The organism is Streptomyces sp. NPDC028419 (assembly GCF_055565515.1).
In genome coordinates this window covers 172,532-189,590 of sequence record NZ_JBVHUE010000008.1, presented here as the reverse complement: position 1 = coordinate 189,590, position 17,059 = coordinate 172,532, and the positions used below count along the sequence as shown (strand labels likewise).

Below are 17,059 nucleotides of genomic sequence, written 5' to 3'. Positions count from 1 at the left end.
CGGGGCAAAAGACCGCACGTGGCACGCGCCTTGATCCACAACACTCCGCCGCATGCGGCACGGAGCTCATTCGAGGTCGACCCATGCCGCGGCCATGTCCGCCGACCGCCGGGAGCCCCACGATTCCGCGCCACCTTTTCCCCGATATCCCAAGGGGTGGCGGAGGGTCCATTTCGAGCACATCCCTTTTCCGCACCTCGTCATTGCACCGCCGGTCGAGCACGGGAATTCTCGTGGAGATCGCGTGTGGGAAACCAGCTCATCGCTTGCACGTGAACACGTCGGGGCCGGGAGGAAAGGCGCCGCGCCGAGAGCTCCTCGTGGTCCGGACCTGCACCCGTCGCCCGTACGCGCCCGAGGGGCCGGAACGTGAACGCGGCGAGCCGGGACCGGCTCCGGCGCGACCGGCCTCCGACGTCCGCCCGCCGCGCAGGAGTTCGGCTCCCCCCTCCACGGCCGGGACGGCCTGATCCGCTGCCGGTCGACCGTGATCCACGACCCGGAGTGCGCATGGCACGGGCAACGAGCCCCTCGTTGCTGGTTCGTGATCATCCGTCAGACGAACATGGCCTGGATTCGGCCACTCCCTCCGTCACCTGCTGAACGCCGTCCTCACAGGTCACACGGCATGCGCCTGTCACCAGGAGACCCGCGGACGGGGACCCTTGGATGGCGCCGTCTTCGCAGCTTGACCGCAACTTGTACACATCACCTCTCCGGACGGCCTGCGATGGTCTAGATTGACCCGCGTGCTCCAGATACTTGGACACCGGGCGAAAAATGACGATCTATTGTTTTGGCGCGACACACAGCCGGCTGCCGTATCCTCTGCGCCGGACGTGCAGTGATCGATTCCTTGAGCTCGAGGGGGGCGCAGGGAGCATCCGGGACTTCTACGACTTCCCGCACACCTCGCAACTCTGGTAGAACATGCGGGTCCGCCACCCGTAGGCACGTGTTCAGGCAAAGCTGCAATACCTGGTATGCCACATTCGGGGGGCGGGTCCTCCCGTGGGATTAAACAGTGCGAGGCAAAGACGCCGGAGCACTGGCGACCTGGGGGGGTCCTGTGCAGCAGAGGGAATTAGCCAACCCGTTTCCGGCGGCGCGCGGGCGGTCGGCGAACGGGTCCATCAGTCGCCCCGCCATGGACTGGGAACAGCGGTACCGACGGACCGTCATCACCACCGATATGGTGACGACCGCGGTCGTCGTGACCGCGATCGGCGTCTTCTTCGGGGCCAGGGACGCGGCCAACTGGCATGAGAAATGGGGAATCCTCGCATTCGGCACCGAGCTGTTGGTGCTGGGCTCGATGACGGTCGGCCGGTCGTGGGCACCGGCCGTGCTCGGTCAGGGCGTCGAGGAGTTCCGCCGGCTCGGGCGCTCACTGTTCGCGACGGCCGTCGTGCTGGCGCTCGGCGGGATCGCCCTCACCTCCACCAACATCAAGCTCTGGATCTTCGTGGCGACCCCGGCGATCGCGGTCGTCACCATGATCGCCCGCTACGTGCTGCGGCTGTGGTTGCACAAACAGCGCAAGGAAGGCCGCTGCCTGCGGCCGGTGCTCGCCGCCGGCAGCCCGGCCACCGTGCTCGACCTGATCACCAGAGTCCGCAAGTTCCCGCACCTCGGTTGGCGGGTGGACGCGGTGTGCACGCCGGACGGTCTCGGCTTCGACGGTGACCAGCTGGCCGGAGTGCCGGTCGTGGGCCGCCTGTCGGACGTACCGAGCCACGTGCAGCGCGACGGCTACCGCGTCGTCGCGGTCACACCGGACCCGCACTGGTCGCCGAACCGGCTCCAGCGACTGGCGTGGAACCTCGAGGGCAGCGACGCCGACATGGTCGTGGCCCCCGTCCTGATGGAGGTGGCCGGCCCGCGGCTGCACGTCGACGGGGTGCTCGGGATCCCGCTGTTGCGGGTCACGATGCCGATCTTCACCGGGGGTCGCCGGGCGATCAAGGAGATCGTCGACCGCATGGGTGCGGCGATCCTGTTGATGCTGTTCGCGCCGCTCATGCTGATCGTCGGGGTGCTCGTCCTGATGGACAGCCGGGGCGGGGTGCTCTACTACCAACGCCGGGTGGGCAAGGACGGCCGCGAGTTCACCATCGTCAAGTTCCGCACCATGGTCGCCGGGGCCGACAGGACGCGGGCGGAACTGGCCGACCGCAACGAAGGCGCGGGCCTGCTGTTCAAGCTCCGCCGGGACCCGCGGGTGACGCGGGTGGGCACGGTGCTGCGCCGGTACTCGATCGACGAGCTCCCGCAGCTCTTCAACGTGCTCACCGGTTCGATGTCGCTCGTCGGTCCGCGCCCCCCGCTCCCGGAGGAGTCCGCGGCCTACGGCCCGGACATCCGGCGGCGGCTGTTGGTCAAGCCCGGGCTCACCGGCCTCTGGCAGGTGAGCGGGCGCAGTGACCTGCCGTGGGACGAGGCGGTGCGGTTGGACCTCCGGTACGTGGAGGACTGGTCGCTCGCCCTCGACACGGTGATTTTGTGGAAGACCCTCCGCGCGGTGCTCCAGGGGCAGGGGGCGTACTGATGCGCGGCGGGTTCAGTCAGGTCAGTGGGCGGTTGGCAGGCCAAGAGGGCCTGTTGAGGGGGAGGAACGGGTCATGAAGGTCAGTGTCTTAGGTCTCGGCTACGTGGGCTGCGTATCAGCCGCGTGCCTGGCCAGTCTGGGCCACGAGGTCATCGGTGTCGACGTCAGCCAGGTGAAGGTCGACCTGGTCAACGCCGGCAAGGCCCCGGTGGTCGAGGAGAAGATCGGCGAGCTCATCGCCGAGGTCGTACGGAGCGGGGCGCTGCGCGCCACCGGCGACGTCCGCGAGGCGATCATGAACAGCGACGTGTCGCTGGTCTGCGTCGGCACGCCCTCGGAGCCCAACGGCAGTCTGTGCACCACCTACTTGGAGCGGGTCACCGAGGAGATCGGTGCCGCGGTGGCCGAGCGCGGCGGGCGACAGACCGTCGTGTTCCGCAGCACCATGTTGCCGGGCACCTGCTTGAACCTGCTGGTGCCGATCCTGGAGAAGCACGCCGGCGGCACGGCCGGCGTGGACTTCGGCGTCGCGGTCAACCCGGAGTTCCTGCGGGAGGGCACGAGCGTGCGGGACTTCTTCGACCCGCCCAAGACGGTCATCGGGCAGATCGACGAGGCCAGCGGTGACGTGGTCGCGGCGCTGTACGACGGGCTGCCGGGCGAGGTGTTCCGGGTGCCGATCCCGACCGCGGAGGCCATCAAGTACGCGGACAACGCGTTCCACGGCCTCAAGATCGGCTTCGCGAACGAGCTGGGCTCCATCTGCCAGGCGCTCGGCGTGGACTCGTACCAGGTGATGGACGTGTTCCTGGCCGACCGCAAGTTGAACATCAGCCCCGCCTACCTGCGGCCCGGCTTCGCCTTCGGCGGCTCCTGCCTCCCCAAGGACCTGCGCAGTCTGGTCCACGCGGCGCAGCAGGCCGATGTCGCGGTGCCGATCCTCGCCCACGTCCTGCCGTCCAATGCCGAACACCTGCGGCGGGCGGTGGAGTTGGTCGAGGCCACCGGCAAGCGCCGGGTGGGCATCTTCGGGCTGTCCTTCAAACCCGGCACCGACGACCTGCGCGAGAGCCCGCTCGTCGAGCTGGCGGAGCGGCTCTTCGGCAAGGGGTACGACCTGCGGATCTACGACCCCAACGTGAACCTCTCCCGGCTGCTCGGCGCGAACCGGGAGTACGTCGAGACGCGGCTGCCGCACCTCGCGAAGCTCCTCGCGGAGTCCGTCGACGAGGTGCTCGACCACGCCGAGGTCTGCCTGGTGGGGACCGGCGACCCGGCCGTGCTCTCGGCCCTGCCCCACGGCGACGGCCCCGTGATCATCGACCTCGTCCACCTCCCCGACGCCGACGCGCGCCGGGCCGAACCGGGATACGTGGGCCTTGCTTGGTAACGCAACCGGCGGCGTCGGTCGGGGCCGACGCGCGCTGGTCCTGGTGGAGAACCTCTCGGTGCCCTTCGACCGGCGGGTGTGGCAGGAGTGCACGACCCTGCGCGACGCGGGGTGGACCGTGCACGTCATCTGCCCCCAGGGGGAGAAGCGGGACACCGAGCCCGAGGTCGAGATCGACGGGGTGCGGATCCACCGCTACCCGCTGCGCGCCGCCACCGGAGGGCCGGCCGGCTACCTCCGCGAGTACGGCACGGCGCTGTGGCACACGCTGCGCCTGGCCCGCAAGGTCGGTCCCGTCCACGTGGTGCACGCCTGCAACCCGCCGGACCTGCTGTTCCTGCCCGCCCTGTGGTTGAAGCGGCGCGGTTCGCGGTTCGTCTTCGACCAGCACGACCTGGTGCCCGAGCTGTACCTCTCCCGGTTCAACCGGGGCAAGGACCTGCTCTACCGCGCGGTGTGCGCGTTGGAACGGCGCACCTACCGGGCCGCGGACGTCGTGCTCGCCACGAACGAGAGCTACCGGGACGTCGCGCTGGCGCGGGGCGGCCGCAAGCCGTCGGACGTCTTCGTGGTCCGCAGCGCGCCCGATACCAAGCGGTTCCAACCGGTACCGGCCGAGGAGGAGTTGAAGCGGGGCAAGCCCCATCTCCTGTGCTACCTCGGTGTCATGGGTCCGCAGGACGGCGTCGACTACGCCCTGCGCTCCCTGGCGAAACTGCGCGACCAGTTCGGACGCACGGACTGGCACGCGGTGTTCATCGGTGGCGGCGACACCTTCGACGCGATGGTGGAGCTGTCCCGCACGCTCGGACTCTCGGAGCACGTCCAGTTCACCGGGCGCATACCCGACGCCGACCTGGCGCGCTACCTCTCCACCGCGGACGTCTGCCTCTCCCCCGATCCGCACAATCCGCTCAATGACGTGTCGACCATGAACAAGGTCCTCGAGTACATGGTGATGGGGCGGCCGATCGTCTCCTTCGACCTGCGCGAGGCGCGCGTCTCCGCGGGTGAGGCCGCCGTCTACGCCGCCGCGAACGACGAGGCCGAGTTCGCCGGGCTCATCGCGCAGCTGCTGGACGATCCGGAGAAGCGGACCCGGATGGGGAAGATCGGCCAGGAACGGATCGGCGGTCCGCTCGCCTGGCGGAACTCGCAGGCGTCGCTGCTCGCCGCCTACGCCCGCGCCTGCCGGGACCGCGGTCCGGTGCCGGCGACGGGCGTACGGCACGGGCACGAGGGAGACCGCACCGTTGAGTGATGACACGATACGGCTGGTCACGATCGGCCGGATTACCCGTAGGCGCTGGCGGCTGCTCACCATCCTCGCGGTGGTGGGTGCGCTGCTCGGCTACGGCACCTCCATGCTGTTCCCGCCCCGCTACACGACGTCCGCGTCGGTGTTGCTGCCGGGAGCCTGGCAGGAGCGCGAGTTGATGACCCAGGCACAGATCGCCACCAGTTCGGTGGTGGTCGACCGCGCGGCGGCCGCGCTGCGCTGGCCCGGGGTGAGCGGCCGTCAGCTGCGGGAGCAGGTGACCGCCACCGCCTCCGACGGGAACATCATCAACATTTCGGGCACCGCCGACACCCCGGAGCGTGCGCAGAAGCTCTCCGACCAGGTGGCGCAGCAGTTCGTCGCCTTCGCGGCGCGGATCGCGGGCGCGGGCGCCGACCCCGAGGCGGCGTCGCAGCCCGAGGCGCTGCGCCAGATGGTGGTGCAGACCAGCCGCCGCATCAACGAACTGGCCGACGCGACCGGTCCGGGGCAGTCGGTGGAGAGCGTGCAGACCCGCACGGAGCTCTCGAAGCTGCGCACCGCGCTGCAGGAGGCCGTCACCAAGCTGGACCAGGTCAACCCGGCCGCCGGCAAGGCCAACATGGTCGTCATGGGGTCGGCGGTCCGGCCGACGGGCGAGGCCCCGCCGACGCGGACGCAGCTCATCATCGGCGGGGCGCTGCTGTTCTTCCTCGTCGGGGTCATCGGTCACCTGGCCGCCGCCCGGATGAGCCGCCGGCTGCGCGGCGAGGCGGAGATCGCCGCGGCGCTGGGCGGGGCGGTGCTGGGCAGCGTCGACGTGCCGGGCGAGGGCGTCGTGCGCGGGGCGAAGGACGGTGGCCCGCGGGCCCGGATCCGCCGACTGCTGGGCCTCGACGTCCGGTGGGACGCCCCGCCTGCGCAGACCTCCGGCGACGAGGCCAGCCGACAGCTGCGCTACCGGCGGGTGTGTGCCCGCCTGCGTGAACAACTACCCTCTACAGCAGGCTTGTTACTGGTGGTTCCGGAGGGCGACGGGGTCGCGCGGCGGGCCGCTGAACAGCTCGTAGCCGAGGCCGCGGGCACTCCGCCACTGCGGGTGGTGGAGGTCCCGGTGTCCCGGCCGATGCTGCCGGACGGCGGCGGGGAGCACGGCGCGCTGGTCGTCCTCAGCGCGGGCAGCTGGACCGCGGGGGAACTCGCCGGTATCGCGGGGGCGTGCGCGGACGCCGAGCGGGAGGTCGTCGGCGCGGTGCTCGCCGACGCGGTCCGGGCCCGTCCGGCGCGGTCCGCCGGGGACCCTTCGGACCACATCACATCGGCGAGCGCGGTTGACTACGACACGGCGGGACGTTCAGGGTGACGACGAGTACGGGTTCCGAGCCGTCGGCCGCGGCTGCGCTGCTGGACCTGCAGGCGCTGGTGGTCGCGGTGCGCAGGCGCCGCCGCCTCTGGTCCTCGATGGCGCTGTTGGGGATGCTCCTCGGCGCGGCCGTCGCGGTCCTGATGCCGCCGCCGCCGACCGCGGTGACGAAGGTGCTGGTCGCGCACCAGGCGGACCAGCCGAACGACCCGGGGACGCTGATCCGCACCGACGCCGCGCTGCTGCAGACGACGCAGATCGCCGGCAGGGCCCTGCAGTCCCTGAAGTCGACGCAGAAGCCGGAAGACTTCATGAAGGACTACGCGGGCATCGGGCTGACCAACAACCTGCTGGAGATCACCGTCACGGGTGACAGCGACGCGCAGGCGGTGGCCCGGGCCAAGGCTTTGGCCGAGGCCTTCGTCGCGGACCACGTGCAGCGCATCCAGGCGACCGCGGACGCGGAGGCCAAGACGCTGCTCGACCAGCGCGACCGCATGCAGACCGAGCTGGCCCAGGTCAACAAGTCGATCGGGGACGCCCCGCAGCAGAGCGGGCCGAAGGCCTCGGCGAACACGGAGTCGTTGTACGCCCGCCGGGCCGAACTGACCGCGCGGATCACCGACTTCGGCCAGCGCGCCGCGGAGGCGCGCGTCGGCACCCCGCAGCTCATCTCGGGCACGCAGGTCGTGGACGCGGCGCGCACGGTGCGGGTGTCCCTGCCCAGGACCGCCGCGACCAACGCCGGGGTGGGGCTCGTCCTCGGGCTCGTCCTCGGGCTGGTGGTGGCCGCGGTCGGGGCCGTGGTGGCGGACCGGCCCGTGCTGCGGCGCGACATCGCGGGGAGCCTCGGTGCCTCGATCATCTCGGAGCTCCCCCGCCGGTCGCCGTGGCTGTGGCGGCGGGGGCGGATCCGGGCGGCGCGCGAACGCCTCACCGCGTCCCTGGCACGTACCGTACGCGCCTCCGAGGAGCCCCTGTCCCTGCTGGAGCTGGGCTCCGCGCGCGGAGCGAGCCAGATCGCCCTGGACCTCGCCGGGGCGCTGGGGGCGCAGGAGCCGGTGGTCGTCGTCGACGGTCTGCCGGGGTCGCAGCTCTCGGGCCGCCGGCCGAAGCCGGGGGACCCCACCGTGGTCAGCGGCGAGGGCGGCGCGGCCGAGTCGCACCAGGGGCGCCGGATCGGGGTCGGCTCGGTGGCGCCCGGCACGGCGTGGACCGACCTCCAGTACCTCGGCACCCGGACCGTCCTGGTCGTGCGCGCCGGGCACGGCAGCGTCGCGTGGCTGCACACCGTGGCGCGGCAACTCGCGGAGCAGCGGATACCGGTGGTCGGCGTGGTGCTGATCGATCCCGATCCGCGGGACCGGACCGACGGCACGCTGTGGGACGGGCCACGGTCCGCGCCGCCCGGCCGGAGCGAGCGGCCGGCCGGGCAGAACGGGACGGGGCGGGCGCCGACGGAGCTGCCGTCATGGGCACGAGTACCGGACATCGACCAGGAAGCGCGGTAGTACATGTGTGGCATCGCAGGCACGTATCGCTGGCCGGACGGGAAGGTCGTGACCGACCGGCTCACCGATACCCTCGCCCATCGCGGGCCGGACGGGGCGGGCCGGTACAGCCATCCCGTCGGTGACGGCGAGGTGCACCTCGGGCACCGTCGGCTGGCCATCATCGACCTGTCCGGGACGGGCGCCCAGCCGATGGTCTCGGACGGTCTCGTCCTGACGTACAACGGCGAGCTCTACAACGCGCCGGAGCTGCGCGCCGAGCTGGTGGCCGCCGGGGTGCGCTTCCGCGGGACCTCCGACAGCGAGGTGCTGTTGGAGGCGTGGCGGCGCTGGGGCACGGACTGCCTGCCGCGGCTGCGCGGCATGTTCGCCTTCGGCGTCTTCGACGAGCGGACCGGCGAGCTGGTGCTCGCCCGCGACCAGCTGGGCATCAAGCCGCTCTTCCTGCTCCGGCGCGGCGACGGGCTGGTGTTCGCCTCCGAGCTCAAGGCGCTCGCCGCCGCCACCGGCGGGTCGATGGAGGTGGACCACGCGGCGTTGGTGGCCTCCCTGCTGTACTACTGGGTGCCGGATTCGCGCTGCGCGCTGCGCGGGGCGGAGAAGTTGGCGCCGGGGAGCTGGCTGCGGTGCCGGCCCGACGGTCGGGTGGAGCGCGGCCGCTTCTGGAACCTGCGGGACGTCGCCTCGGAGGGCCGGGACCGGGCCCTCAGTGGCGAGCTGCCGGACCTGGCCGCCGTCATCGAGGACTCGACGCGCCGGCACCTGCTGTCCGACGTGCCGGTGGCGACCTTCCTCTCCGGCGGGCTGGACTCCAGCTACCTGACCGCGCTGGCCGCCCGTGACCACCCCGGGATCTCCGCCTACACGATCGGGTTCCGCGCCGAGGACGCCAAGTTCGAGGCGATGCCGGACGACCTGCGCTACGCCCGGCAGGTCGCCGTGCGGTTCGGCGTCGACCTGCACGAGATCGAGATCGCTCCGAACGTGCTCGAGATGCTGCCGCGGATGACCTACCACCTGGACGAGCCGATCGGCGACCCCGCGGCGATCAACACCTACCTGATCTGCTCGGCCGCGCGGGAGGCCGGGGTCAAGGTGATGCTCTCGGGAATGGGCGCCGACGAGCTGTTCGCCGGGTACCGCAAGCACCTGGCCAACGTGCTCGCGCTGCGCTACCAGCGCGTCCCGCGCCCGCTGCGCCGCGGGGTGTACGCGGCCGTGGACCGGCTGCCGGTGGCGTCGGCCCGTCGGGGGTACCGGTCGGTGCGGTTCGCGAAGCGCTTCCTCTCCTTCGCCGACCTGCCGGAGGAGACGGCGTTCCGGCGCAGCTACACCATGTACGACCAGGACGAACTGCTCGCCCTGATCGATCCGGACCTGGCCGGGACGGTGGACGACGTGTTGACCGAGCACGCGGACGTCTACGAGGACAACGACCTCGACGACTTCGTCAACCGGATGTGCCTGGGCGACGCCAGGATGTTCCTGCCGGGTCTGAACCTCGCCTACACGGACCGTTCCAGCATGGCCGCGTCGACCGAGGTACGGGTGCCGTACGTGGACGTCGAGGTGGTCAAGGCGGCGTTCGCCGTGCCGGGCGACCGCAAGATCGTCGGGCGGCAGGGCAAGGCCGTGCTCAAGGAGGCGGCCACCTCGATCCTGCCCCGGGAGATCGTGTACCGGCCCAAGGGCCTCTTCAGCGCTCCGCTGCGCGCCTGGATGAGCCGCGACCTGGCGCCGCTGGTGCGCGAGGTGGTGAACGACGGCGTGCTCGTCAACTCCGGCTTCCTGCGCCGCGACGCGCTGGCGCGGATGGTGGCCGAGGACGCCGCCGGACACCGGGACTTCTCCAAACACCTGTGGCACGTGTTGACCCTGGAGTACTGGTATCGCAACGCGACCTCTGGGTCCGGTCAGAGCAGTCGGTGAACGGCACGGCAATTTCCAAGGAGTTCGCGTGAAGCAAGTGGTGCAGAACTACAAGAGCGGCGAGTTGGCGGTACTCGACGTGCCGGTGCCCGGCTGCAAGCCGGGTGGGGTGCTGGTGCGCACGGCCTACTCGCTGATCTCGACCGGGACCGAGATGATGAAGGTCTCCGAGGCCAGCATGTCGATGCTGGGCAAGGCCCGTTCGCGGCCGGACCAGGTGGCCAAGGTGATGCAGAGCGTGGCCACCAACGGGGTGGCCGCCACCTACCGCAAGGTGAACAACCAGCTGGATTCCTACACGCCGCTGGGCTACTCGTTGTGCGGGGTGGTCGAGCAGGTGGGCGCCGGGGTCGACGACGTGGCCGTCGGCGATCTGGTGGCCTGCGCGGGCAACGAGCACGCGCTGCACGCCGAGTTGAACTGGGTGCCCAAGAACCTCTACGCCCGGCTCCCGGACGGACTCGCGCCGCGGCACGCGGCCTTCGGTACCGTCGGGTCGATCGCGATGCAGGGCGTGCGCCAGGGCGAGTCCCAACTCGGCGAGGTCGCCCTGGTCATCGGCCTCGGGTTGATCGGACAGCTGGTGGTGCAGCTGCTCACCGCCTCCGGGGTCCGGGTCATCGGGGCCGACCCCGACCCGGTGCGCTGCGAGCTCGCCGCGAGCCTCGGCGCCGCGGCCTGCGGCGACCCCGGCTCCGCGGTGGTGGAGTCCGCCGTCGCCGACCTCACCGGCGGTCACGGGGTGGACCAGGTGTACCTGGCCGCCGGCGGCGGCAGCAACCAGCCCGTGGAGCTGGCCGCCCGGCTGAGCCGGGACCGCGGCCGGGTCATCGACATCGGCAAGTGCCGGCTGGACCTGCCGTGGAACGCGTACTACGAGAAGGAACTGGACGTCCGCTTCTCCCGCAGCTACGGCCCCGGGCGCTACGACCCCGGGTACGAGCTGGAGGGACGGGACTACCCGATCGGGTACGTGCGCTGGACCGAGCGCCGCAACCTGGCGTGCTTCCTCGACCTCATGGCCCGCGGCAGCGTCGACGTGGAGCCCCTGATCTCGCACATCGCCGACTTCGAGGACGCCGTCAAGACCTACCAGCGCCTGGGGGACGGCGAACTCAAGGCCGTGGCCGTGCTGTTCGAGTACCCGGAGCAGGCCGCGGAGGGCCGGGCAGCGGCCCCGTCGGTGGCCGTGCCCGCGGTGCCGAGCAGCCGTCGGTCGGCCGCGTCGACCCGGTCCGCCGCGGCTCCGGTGCGCCTCGCGTTCGTCGGCGCGGGGAACTACGCGACGTCCATGCTGCTGCCGCACCTGGCGGAGCGCGCCGGCGTCACGCTGTCGACGGTCGTCACCACGACCGCGCTGTCCGCGGCCAACGCGCAGCGCAAGTTCGGCTTCGGCTCGGCGACCACCGACCTCGACGCCGTGCTCGGCGACCCGGCGATCGACGCCGTGTTCGTGGTCACGCGGCACAGCTCGCACGCCGACCTGACCCGCAAGGCGCTGCTCGCCGGCAAGACGGTGTTCGTGGAGAAGCCCCTGGCCCTCGACGAGGACGAGCTGGCCGGCGTGCTCGCGGCGGTGGAGGAGTCGGGCAACGACCGGCTCCAGGTGGGCTTCAACCGGCGTTTCGCGCCGATCCTGCGCGAGGCGAAGCAGCAGTTCGGCAGCCGCAGCGGTCCGGCGAGCCTGCGCTACCTGGTCAACGCGGGCCAGCTCGGGCACGGCAGCTGGTACCTGCGACAGGGCACCGAGGGAACGCGGTTCGCGGGTGAGGGCGGCCACTTCATCGACACGGCCAGCTGGTTGCTCGGCGCCGACCCGGTCTCGGTGTACGCGGCCGCGACCTCCGGCAACGAGGACCTCCAGGTCGTGCTGCGCTACCCGGACGGGTCCACCGCCACCCTGAGCTACGTGACGACCGGCGCCCCCGGCTTCCCCAAGGAGACGCTGGACCTGGTCGCCGACGGCAAGGTGCTCAAGCTCGACGACTTCGTGAAGGCGTCCGTGTACGCCCGCAAGCGGTGGGTCAGCTCGCGGCTGCCCAAGGCCCGGGACAAGGGCCAGTCCGCGGAACTCGCCGCTTTCATCCGGGCCGTGCGGACCGGCGGACCGATGCCGGTGCCGCTGGAGTCCCTGGTCGCCACCACGGCGGCCACCCTCGCCGTCCAGGCCAGTCTGGCGGGCGGCGCGCCGGTGACCTTGGCGGGGCCCCGATGACCATGAGCCCGGCGTGGTACCTGCGGCGGCTGTCCCGGATGGGCCCGCAGGAGGTCGGCGGTCGGGTCGCCGACACGGTGCGCCGGCGCCGGTGGCGCACCGCGCCACCGGCCGCCCGCCCCGTGACCGGCGCCCGTTTCACCGCGGTGCTGCCCGCCGGGGCGCTGGCCGCGGTGGCGCCGGACGCCGCCAAGCGGCTCGTCGTCCAGGCGGACCGGCTGATGGCCGGGCACGCCGAGTACTTCGGGGTGGAGCGCGACGACCTGGTCGACCCGGACTGGGGGTACGACCCGAAGACCGGGCGCCGGGCGCCGTCCGGGTACGCCTTCGACGTGCCCTACCGCAGCGAGGAGGCGGTCGGGGACATCAAGCAGATCTGGGAGCCCTCCCGGCACCAGCACCTGACCGTGCTCGCGGCCGCCTACGCGGTCACCGGGGACGAGCGGTACGCGGAGCGGGTGGCCGCGCACCTGCGGACGTGGTGGGAGGCCAACCCGCCGCTGCGCGGGGTGCATTGGATCAGCGGCATCGAGCTGGGCATCCGGCTGCTGTCCTGGGTGTGGGTGCGCCGGTTGCTCGACGGATGGTCCGGTGCGGCCGCCCTGTTCGAGGGCAACCCGGTGGCGCTGGAGCAGATCTGGCACCACCAGCGGTGGCTGGCCGCCTTCCCCAGCCGGGGTTCCTCGGCGAACAACCACGTCATCGCCGAGACCGCCGGGCAGTTCGCCGCGGCCTGCGCCTTCGACTGGTTCCCCGACTCGGCGCGCTGGCGGTCCGGTGCGCTGCGGTCGCTGGAGCGGCACCTGCGGAGCAATACCTTCCACTCGGGCCTCAACCGCGAGTTGGCCACCGAGTACCACGGGCTGGTGCTGGAGCTCGGGCTGGCCGCGGTGGCCGAGGCGGACGCGGCCGGCGTGCCGGTCCCGGTGACGGTGCGGGTGGTGCTGCTGCGGATGACGGACGCGCTCGCCGCGATCGTGGACGGCCGGCTGCGGCCCCCGCGCCAGGGCGACGCGGACGACGGGCACGGCCTGATCGTGGACGGCGCGGGCACCGACCGCTGGGCCTCGCTTCTGGCCACCGGGGAGGCCGTCTACGGCCGACTCCCCTGGTGGCCGGCGGCGGGCGGCACGGACGTGCGCACCCCGCTGCTGGCCGCCCTCATCCGGCCGTACCCGCAGCCGGGGGGCGCGCCGGCGGTGCGCCGACCGGCGCGGCGGCCGGCCCACTTCGCCGACGCGGGGATGACGATCCTGCGCGGCCCGGGAGAGATCTGGTGCCGCTGCGACGGGGGGCCGCACGGGTTCCTGTCGATCGCCGCGCACGGTCACGCGGACGCGCTGTCCGTGGAGGTCCGCCACGACGGGGTCGACGTACTGGCCGACCCGGGGACGTACTGCTACCACGGGGAGCCGCGGTGGCGGGAGTACTTCCGCTCGACCCTCGGTCACAACACCCTGCGGTTGGACGGCGCCGACCAGTCCGTCTCGGGCGGTCCCTTCCTGTGGACCCGACAGGCCCGCACCAAGGTGCTGGCCGCGGACACGTCCGACGCCGGCGTCGGGGGGACCTCCCGCTGGTGCGCCGAGCACGACGGGTACGGGCCCTCCGTCCACCGGCGCCGGGTCGAGCTGATCGGCGCGCGCAAGGAGGTGCGGGTGGTCGACGAGGTGCACGGCCCGAGCCGGACGGCGCAGCTGGCCTTCCACCTGGGTCCGGCGATCGTCGCGGAGCTGGTGGGGCACCGGGCCGTGCTCACCTGGACCCGGGACGGCGAGGACCGTTCCGCCGTGCTCGACCTGCCCGGGCAGCTGTCCTGGCGGGCGCACCGGGGCGAGAGCGATCCGCCGCTGGGCTGGTACTCCGCCGGCTTCGGCCGCAAGGAACCCGCCACCACGCTGATCGGCACCGGCGACGCCGACGGCGCGCAGGGGTTCATCACCGTACTCACGTTCCGGGACTAGGGAGGAGGGGTCTTGATCAAGAGGGGGCACTGGGCGATGCCGACGGCGCAGCTGTTGCTGGTCCTGCTCGCGGTGACCGGCTGTACGAGCACGCCGGACGACGGGTCGGAGCCGTCCGGGAAGTCGCCCGCGTCCGGCGCGCCCTCGTCCGGGGCGCCCGCCACGCCCGTGGCCCGGGTGTGCGACAAGCCCTCGGGCGGTCCGGCGCAGGCGCCGGCGGGGGCGGTGGCGGTCGACCCCGCGGTCGTCGGTGACCTGGCGGCGAAGACCAAGAGCAGCCCCCCGAAGACCACGTTCTGGATCGCGCCGGGGACGCACAAGCTCGATCCGGACCGCTTCGCCCAGGTCATCCCCAAGGACGGGGACACCTATCTCGGCGCGCCGGGCGCGGTGCTCGACGGCCAGAAGACCAACCAGTACGCCTTCGGCGGCGGCGCGGCCGACGTGACCATCCGCTTCCTGACGGTGCAGGGCTTCGTCGCGCCGCAGAACGAGGGCGTGGTCAACCACGACTCGGCCGACGGGTGGGTGATCGAGCACGCGACGATCCAGCACAACGCGGGCGCCGCGCTGATGGCGGGCGCCCGCCAGCAGGTCCGTGCCAACTGCCTGCGCGGCAACGGGCAGTACGGCCTGAACGCCTACAAATCAGGTGACCCGATCACCCACCTGGTGGTGGAGGGCAACGAGATCGTGGGCAACGACACGGACGACTGGGAGAAGCGCCAGCCCGGGTGCGGATGCACCGGGGGCGTCAAGTTCTGGGCGGTCAACGGGGCCGACGTACGGGGCAACTGGGTGCACGACAACCACGGACCCGGGATCTGGGCGGACACCAACAACAACGACTTCCGCATCGAGGAGAACGTGCTGGAAGCCAATGAGGGCGCCGCGCTGATCTACGAGACCAGCTACAACGCGGTCATCCGCAAGAACACGATCCGGCGGAACAACTGGGCCGAGGGCCGCAAGAAGGCCAATGACGGCGACAACTTCCCCTTCGCGACGGTGTACTTGTCGGAGTCAGGTGGTGAACCACGGATCCCGGCCCGTACGGACAAGATCGAGGTGTACGAGAACCTCTTCGAGAACAACTGGTCCGGGATCACCCTGTGGGAGAACGCCGACCGGTTCTGCAACAGCCCGGCCAACACCTCCTCCGGTGACTGCACGTTGCTGGTGAAGTCCCTCGCCAGCTGCGCGCAGCCCGCGATCGCCAGCGCACCGCTCTACGCCGACTGCCGGTGGAAGACCCAGCGGGTGGACATCCACCACAACCGCTTCGTCCTGGACACCTCCGTCGTCGGGTGCGCGGTGAAGTGCGGGCGCATGGCGGTGCTGGCCAACTACGGGACGTACCCGGACTGGTCCCCGTACAAGGGCGAGCCGGTGGCGGAGGCGATCACCCGCGAGCAGCAGAACCGCTGGCACGACAACGTCTACTCCGGGCCGTGGAGCTTCATCGCCCACGACCCGAGCCGGGAGCTCGACTTCGCGCAGTGGCAGGGCGCGCCGTACCAGCAGGACGCGGGCAGCGCCTTCTCGCCGCAGGACGGTGGTTGAGGTGGCCGCGGACAGGGCGCTCGACGGGCCGGCGGACGGACCGGACGCCGCGGGGGCCGGGTCCGACGCCGGGGCGCGTCCCGCGGGCGCGCCGAAGGGCGTCGCGATCGCGTGGGGGCTGCTGATACTGAACACCTTGGGCTCCGCGGGGGCGAAGACCATCGTGCCGCTGCCCCGGTCCCTCATCCAGATGGCCACGATGGGCTCGCTGGTGGCCGCCTTCGCGCTGGCGCTGCTGCTCAACCTCCGGCTGCGCGTGCGCGCCAGTGCCTTCCTGCTGCTGCTCACCCTCCTGCTGGTGCCGAGCGTGATCTCCAGTGTGAATCTGGAGTCCGGCTTCGGCGCGCTGTTCCGCTGCACGCGCCTGGCGCTCTTCGTCGGTACGTTGTGGCTGCTCAGCCGCTGGTGGGACGGCGACGACCGGTTCGTGCGCCATCACATCCGGCTGTACTTCGCGGTGCTCGCCTCGGTCGCCGCCGGCCTGCTCATCTCTCCGGGCGCGGCCCTGCCGGACCTCTACGGCGGGCGGCTGGTGGGCGCGCTGTGGCCGCTGACCCCGCCGCAGATCGGCCAGTACGCCGCGGTGATCATCGGGCTGACCGTGCTGCTCCTGCTGGGCCGGCGGACCAGCGGTGCCAGTGCGGCGGCGGTCATCGTGCCCTCGTTCGTCCTGCTCGCCCTGACCCACACCCGTACGGCGACGCTCGGTCTGCTGGTCGGGCTGGTGCTGGCGATCGGTTCGCTCGTGCTGACGAGCGCCGCGGCCCGTCGGTTCTTCGCCTGGGCGGTGGTGATCTCCACGTTCGTCGCCGTGGTGCTGAACTCCGCGCTCCAGGCGTGGTTCCTGCGCGGCCAGAGCCAGGAGAACTTCTCCAACCTCACGGGCCGGGCCAAGGTCTGGGACGCGCTGTTGGCCGCCCCCCGGACGGCCCTGCAGGAGCTCTTCGGCGCGGGCCTGGGCGACAAGTCCTTCGGCGGGCTGCCGATCGACAACAGCTGGCTGGCCGTCTACAACGAGCAGGGCCTGGTCGGCACCGCCCTGGTGGCGGCGGCCATCATCGTGCTGGGCGGCGTCGCGCTGCTGCGCCCGCCCTCGCTCCAGCGGGCCTGCGCGATCTTCCTGGTCAGCTACTGCTCGATCGCCTCCTACACCGAGGCCGGGCTGGGCGACGCCTCGCCGTACCTGCTGCACCTGACCGTCGCCGCCTCCTTGCTGGCGGCGCCCGTCACGGCCGCCGTCCCGTCAACGCCCGCGCCCAAGGCCTCGGCCGTGCGCCGACGCCTGCCCCACTGGACCCGGACTTCGGAGGTGAACTGA

At 71.8% G+C, this 17,059-nt stretch carries 10 protein-coding genes; all 10 read left to right on the top strand.

Annotated elements, in window-relative coordinates; genetic code table 11:
* Nucleotides 1-1,069: 1,069 nt before the first annotated feature.
* The 10 genes from ACZ4UB_RS12440 (at nt 1,070) to ACZ4UB_RS12395 (ending at nt 17,059) form a co-directional block, all read left to right on the top strand.
* Nucleotides 1,070-2,548: a sugar transferase gene (locus ACZ4UB_RS12440; RefSeq protein WP_468070093.1), complete on the top strand. Its 1,479-nt coding sequence runs from the start codon at nt 1,070-1,072 to the stop codon at nt 2,546-2,548.
* Nucleotides 2,549-2,621: 73 nt separating this feature from the next.
* Nucleotides 2,622-3,938: a nucleotide sugar dehydrogenase gene (locus ACZ4UB_RS12435; protein WP_354381623.1), complete on the top strand. Its 1,317-nt coding sequence runs from the start codon at nt 2,622-2,624 to the stop codon at nt 3,936-3,938.
* On the top strand, nt 3,928-5,199 hold the full coding sequence (locus ACZ4UB_RS12430; RefSeq protein ID WP_468070092.1) for a glycosyltransferase family 4 protein: 1,272 nt from the start codon (nt 3,928-3,930) through the stop codon (nt 5,197-5,199). Before ACZ4UB_RS12435 ends, ACZ4UB_RS12430 begins: the two co-directional genes overlap by 11 nt.
* Entirely contained in the window at nt 5,192-6,559 is a 1,368-nt protein-coding gene (locus ACZ4UB_RS12425) for a Wzz/FepE/Etk N-terminal domain-containing protein (RefSeq protein ID WP_468070091.1), read from the top strand. The genes ACZ4UB_RS12430 and ACZ4UB_RS12425 overlap by 8 nt, the downstream gene beginning before the upstream one ends.
* Nucleotides 6,556-8,070 carry a Wzz/FepE/Etk N-terminal domain-containing protein gene (locus tag ACZ4UB_RS12420; RefSeq protein WP_468070090.1) on the top strand — a complete coding sequence of 505 codons (1,515 nt, stop codon included), beginning with the start codon at nt 6,556-6,558 and terminating at the stop codon, nt 8,068-8,070. The genes ACZ4UB_RS12425 and ACZ4UB_RS12420 overlap by 4 nt, the downstream gene beginning before the upstream one ends.
* 3 nt (nt 8,071-8,073) lie before the next feature.
* On the top strand, nt 8,074-9,999 hold the full coding sequence (gene asnB / locus ACZ4UB_RS12415; RefSeq protein ID WP_468070089.1) for an asparagine synthase (glutamine-hydrolyzing): 1,926 nt from the start codon (nt 8,074-8,076) through the stop codon (nt 9,997-9,999).
* 28 nt (nt 10,000-10,027) lie between these two features.
* Nucleotides 10,028-12,214, top strand: coding sequence for a bi-domain-containing oxidoreductase (locus tag ACZ4UB_RS12410; protein WP_468070088.1), 2,187 nt, complete (start codon nt 10,028-10,030; stop codon nt 12,212-12,214).
* Nucleotides 12,211-14,178 (top strand): heparinase II/III family protein, encoded by a 1,968-nt coding sequence (locus ACZ4UB_RS12405; RefSeq protein ID WP_468070087.1) that lies wholly within the window; start codon nt 12,211-12,213, stop codon nt 14,176-14,178. The genes ACZ4UB_RS12410 and ACZ4UB_RS12405 overlap by 4 nt, the downstream gene beginning before the upstream one ends.
* Nucleotides 14,179-14,214: 36 nt before the next feature.
* Complete coding sequence (locus tag ACZ4UB_RS12400) at nt 14,215-15,741, top strand: right-handed parallel beta-helix repeat-containing protein (protein WP_468070161.1); 1,527 nt, start codon at nt 14,215-14,217, stop codon at nt 15,739-15,741.
* Nucleotide 15,742: 1 nt separating this feature from the next.
* Nucleotides 15,743-17,059 carry an O-antigen ligase domain-containing protein gene (locus ACZ4UB_RS12395; protein WP_468070086.1) on the top strand — a complete coding sequence of 439 codons (1,317 nt, stop codon included), beginning with the start codon at nt 15,743-15,745 and terminating at the stop codon, nt 17,057-17,059.

Bases quoted from the DNA above. Each gene is read 5' to 3' on its own strand.
- asnB (WP_468070089.1), top strand. From the start codon at position 8,074: ATGTGTGGCATCGCAGGCACGTATCGCTGGCCGGACGGGAAGGTCGTG.
- ACZ4UB_RS12400 (WP_468070161.1), top strand. From the start codon at position 14,215: ATGCCGACGGCGCAGCTGTTGCTGGTCCTGCTCGCGGTGACCGGCTGT.
- ACZ4UB_RS12435 (WP_354381623.1), top strand. From the start codon at position 2,622: ATGAAGGTCAGTGTCTTAGGTCTCGGCTACGTGGGCTGCGTATCAGCC.
- ACZ4UB_RS12405 (WP_468070087.1), top strand. From the start codon at position 12,211: ATGACCATGAGCCCGGCGTGGTACCTGCGGCGGCTGTCCCGGATGGGC.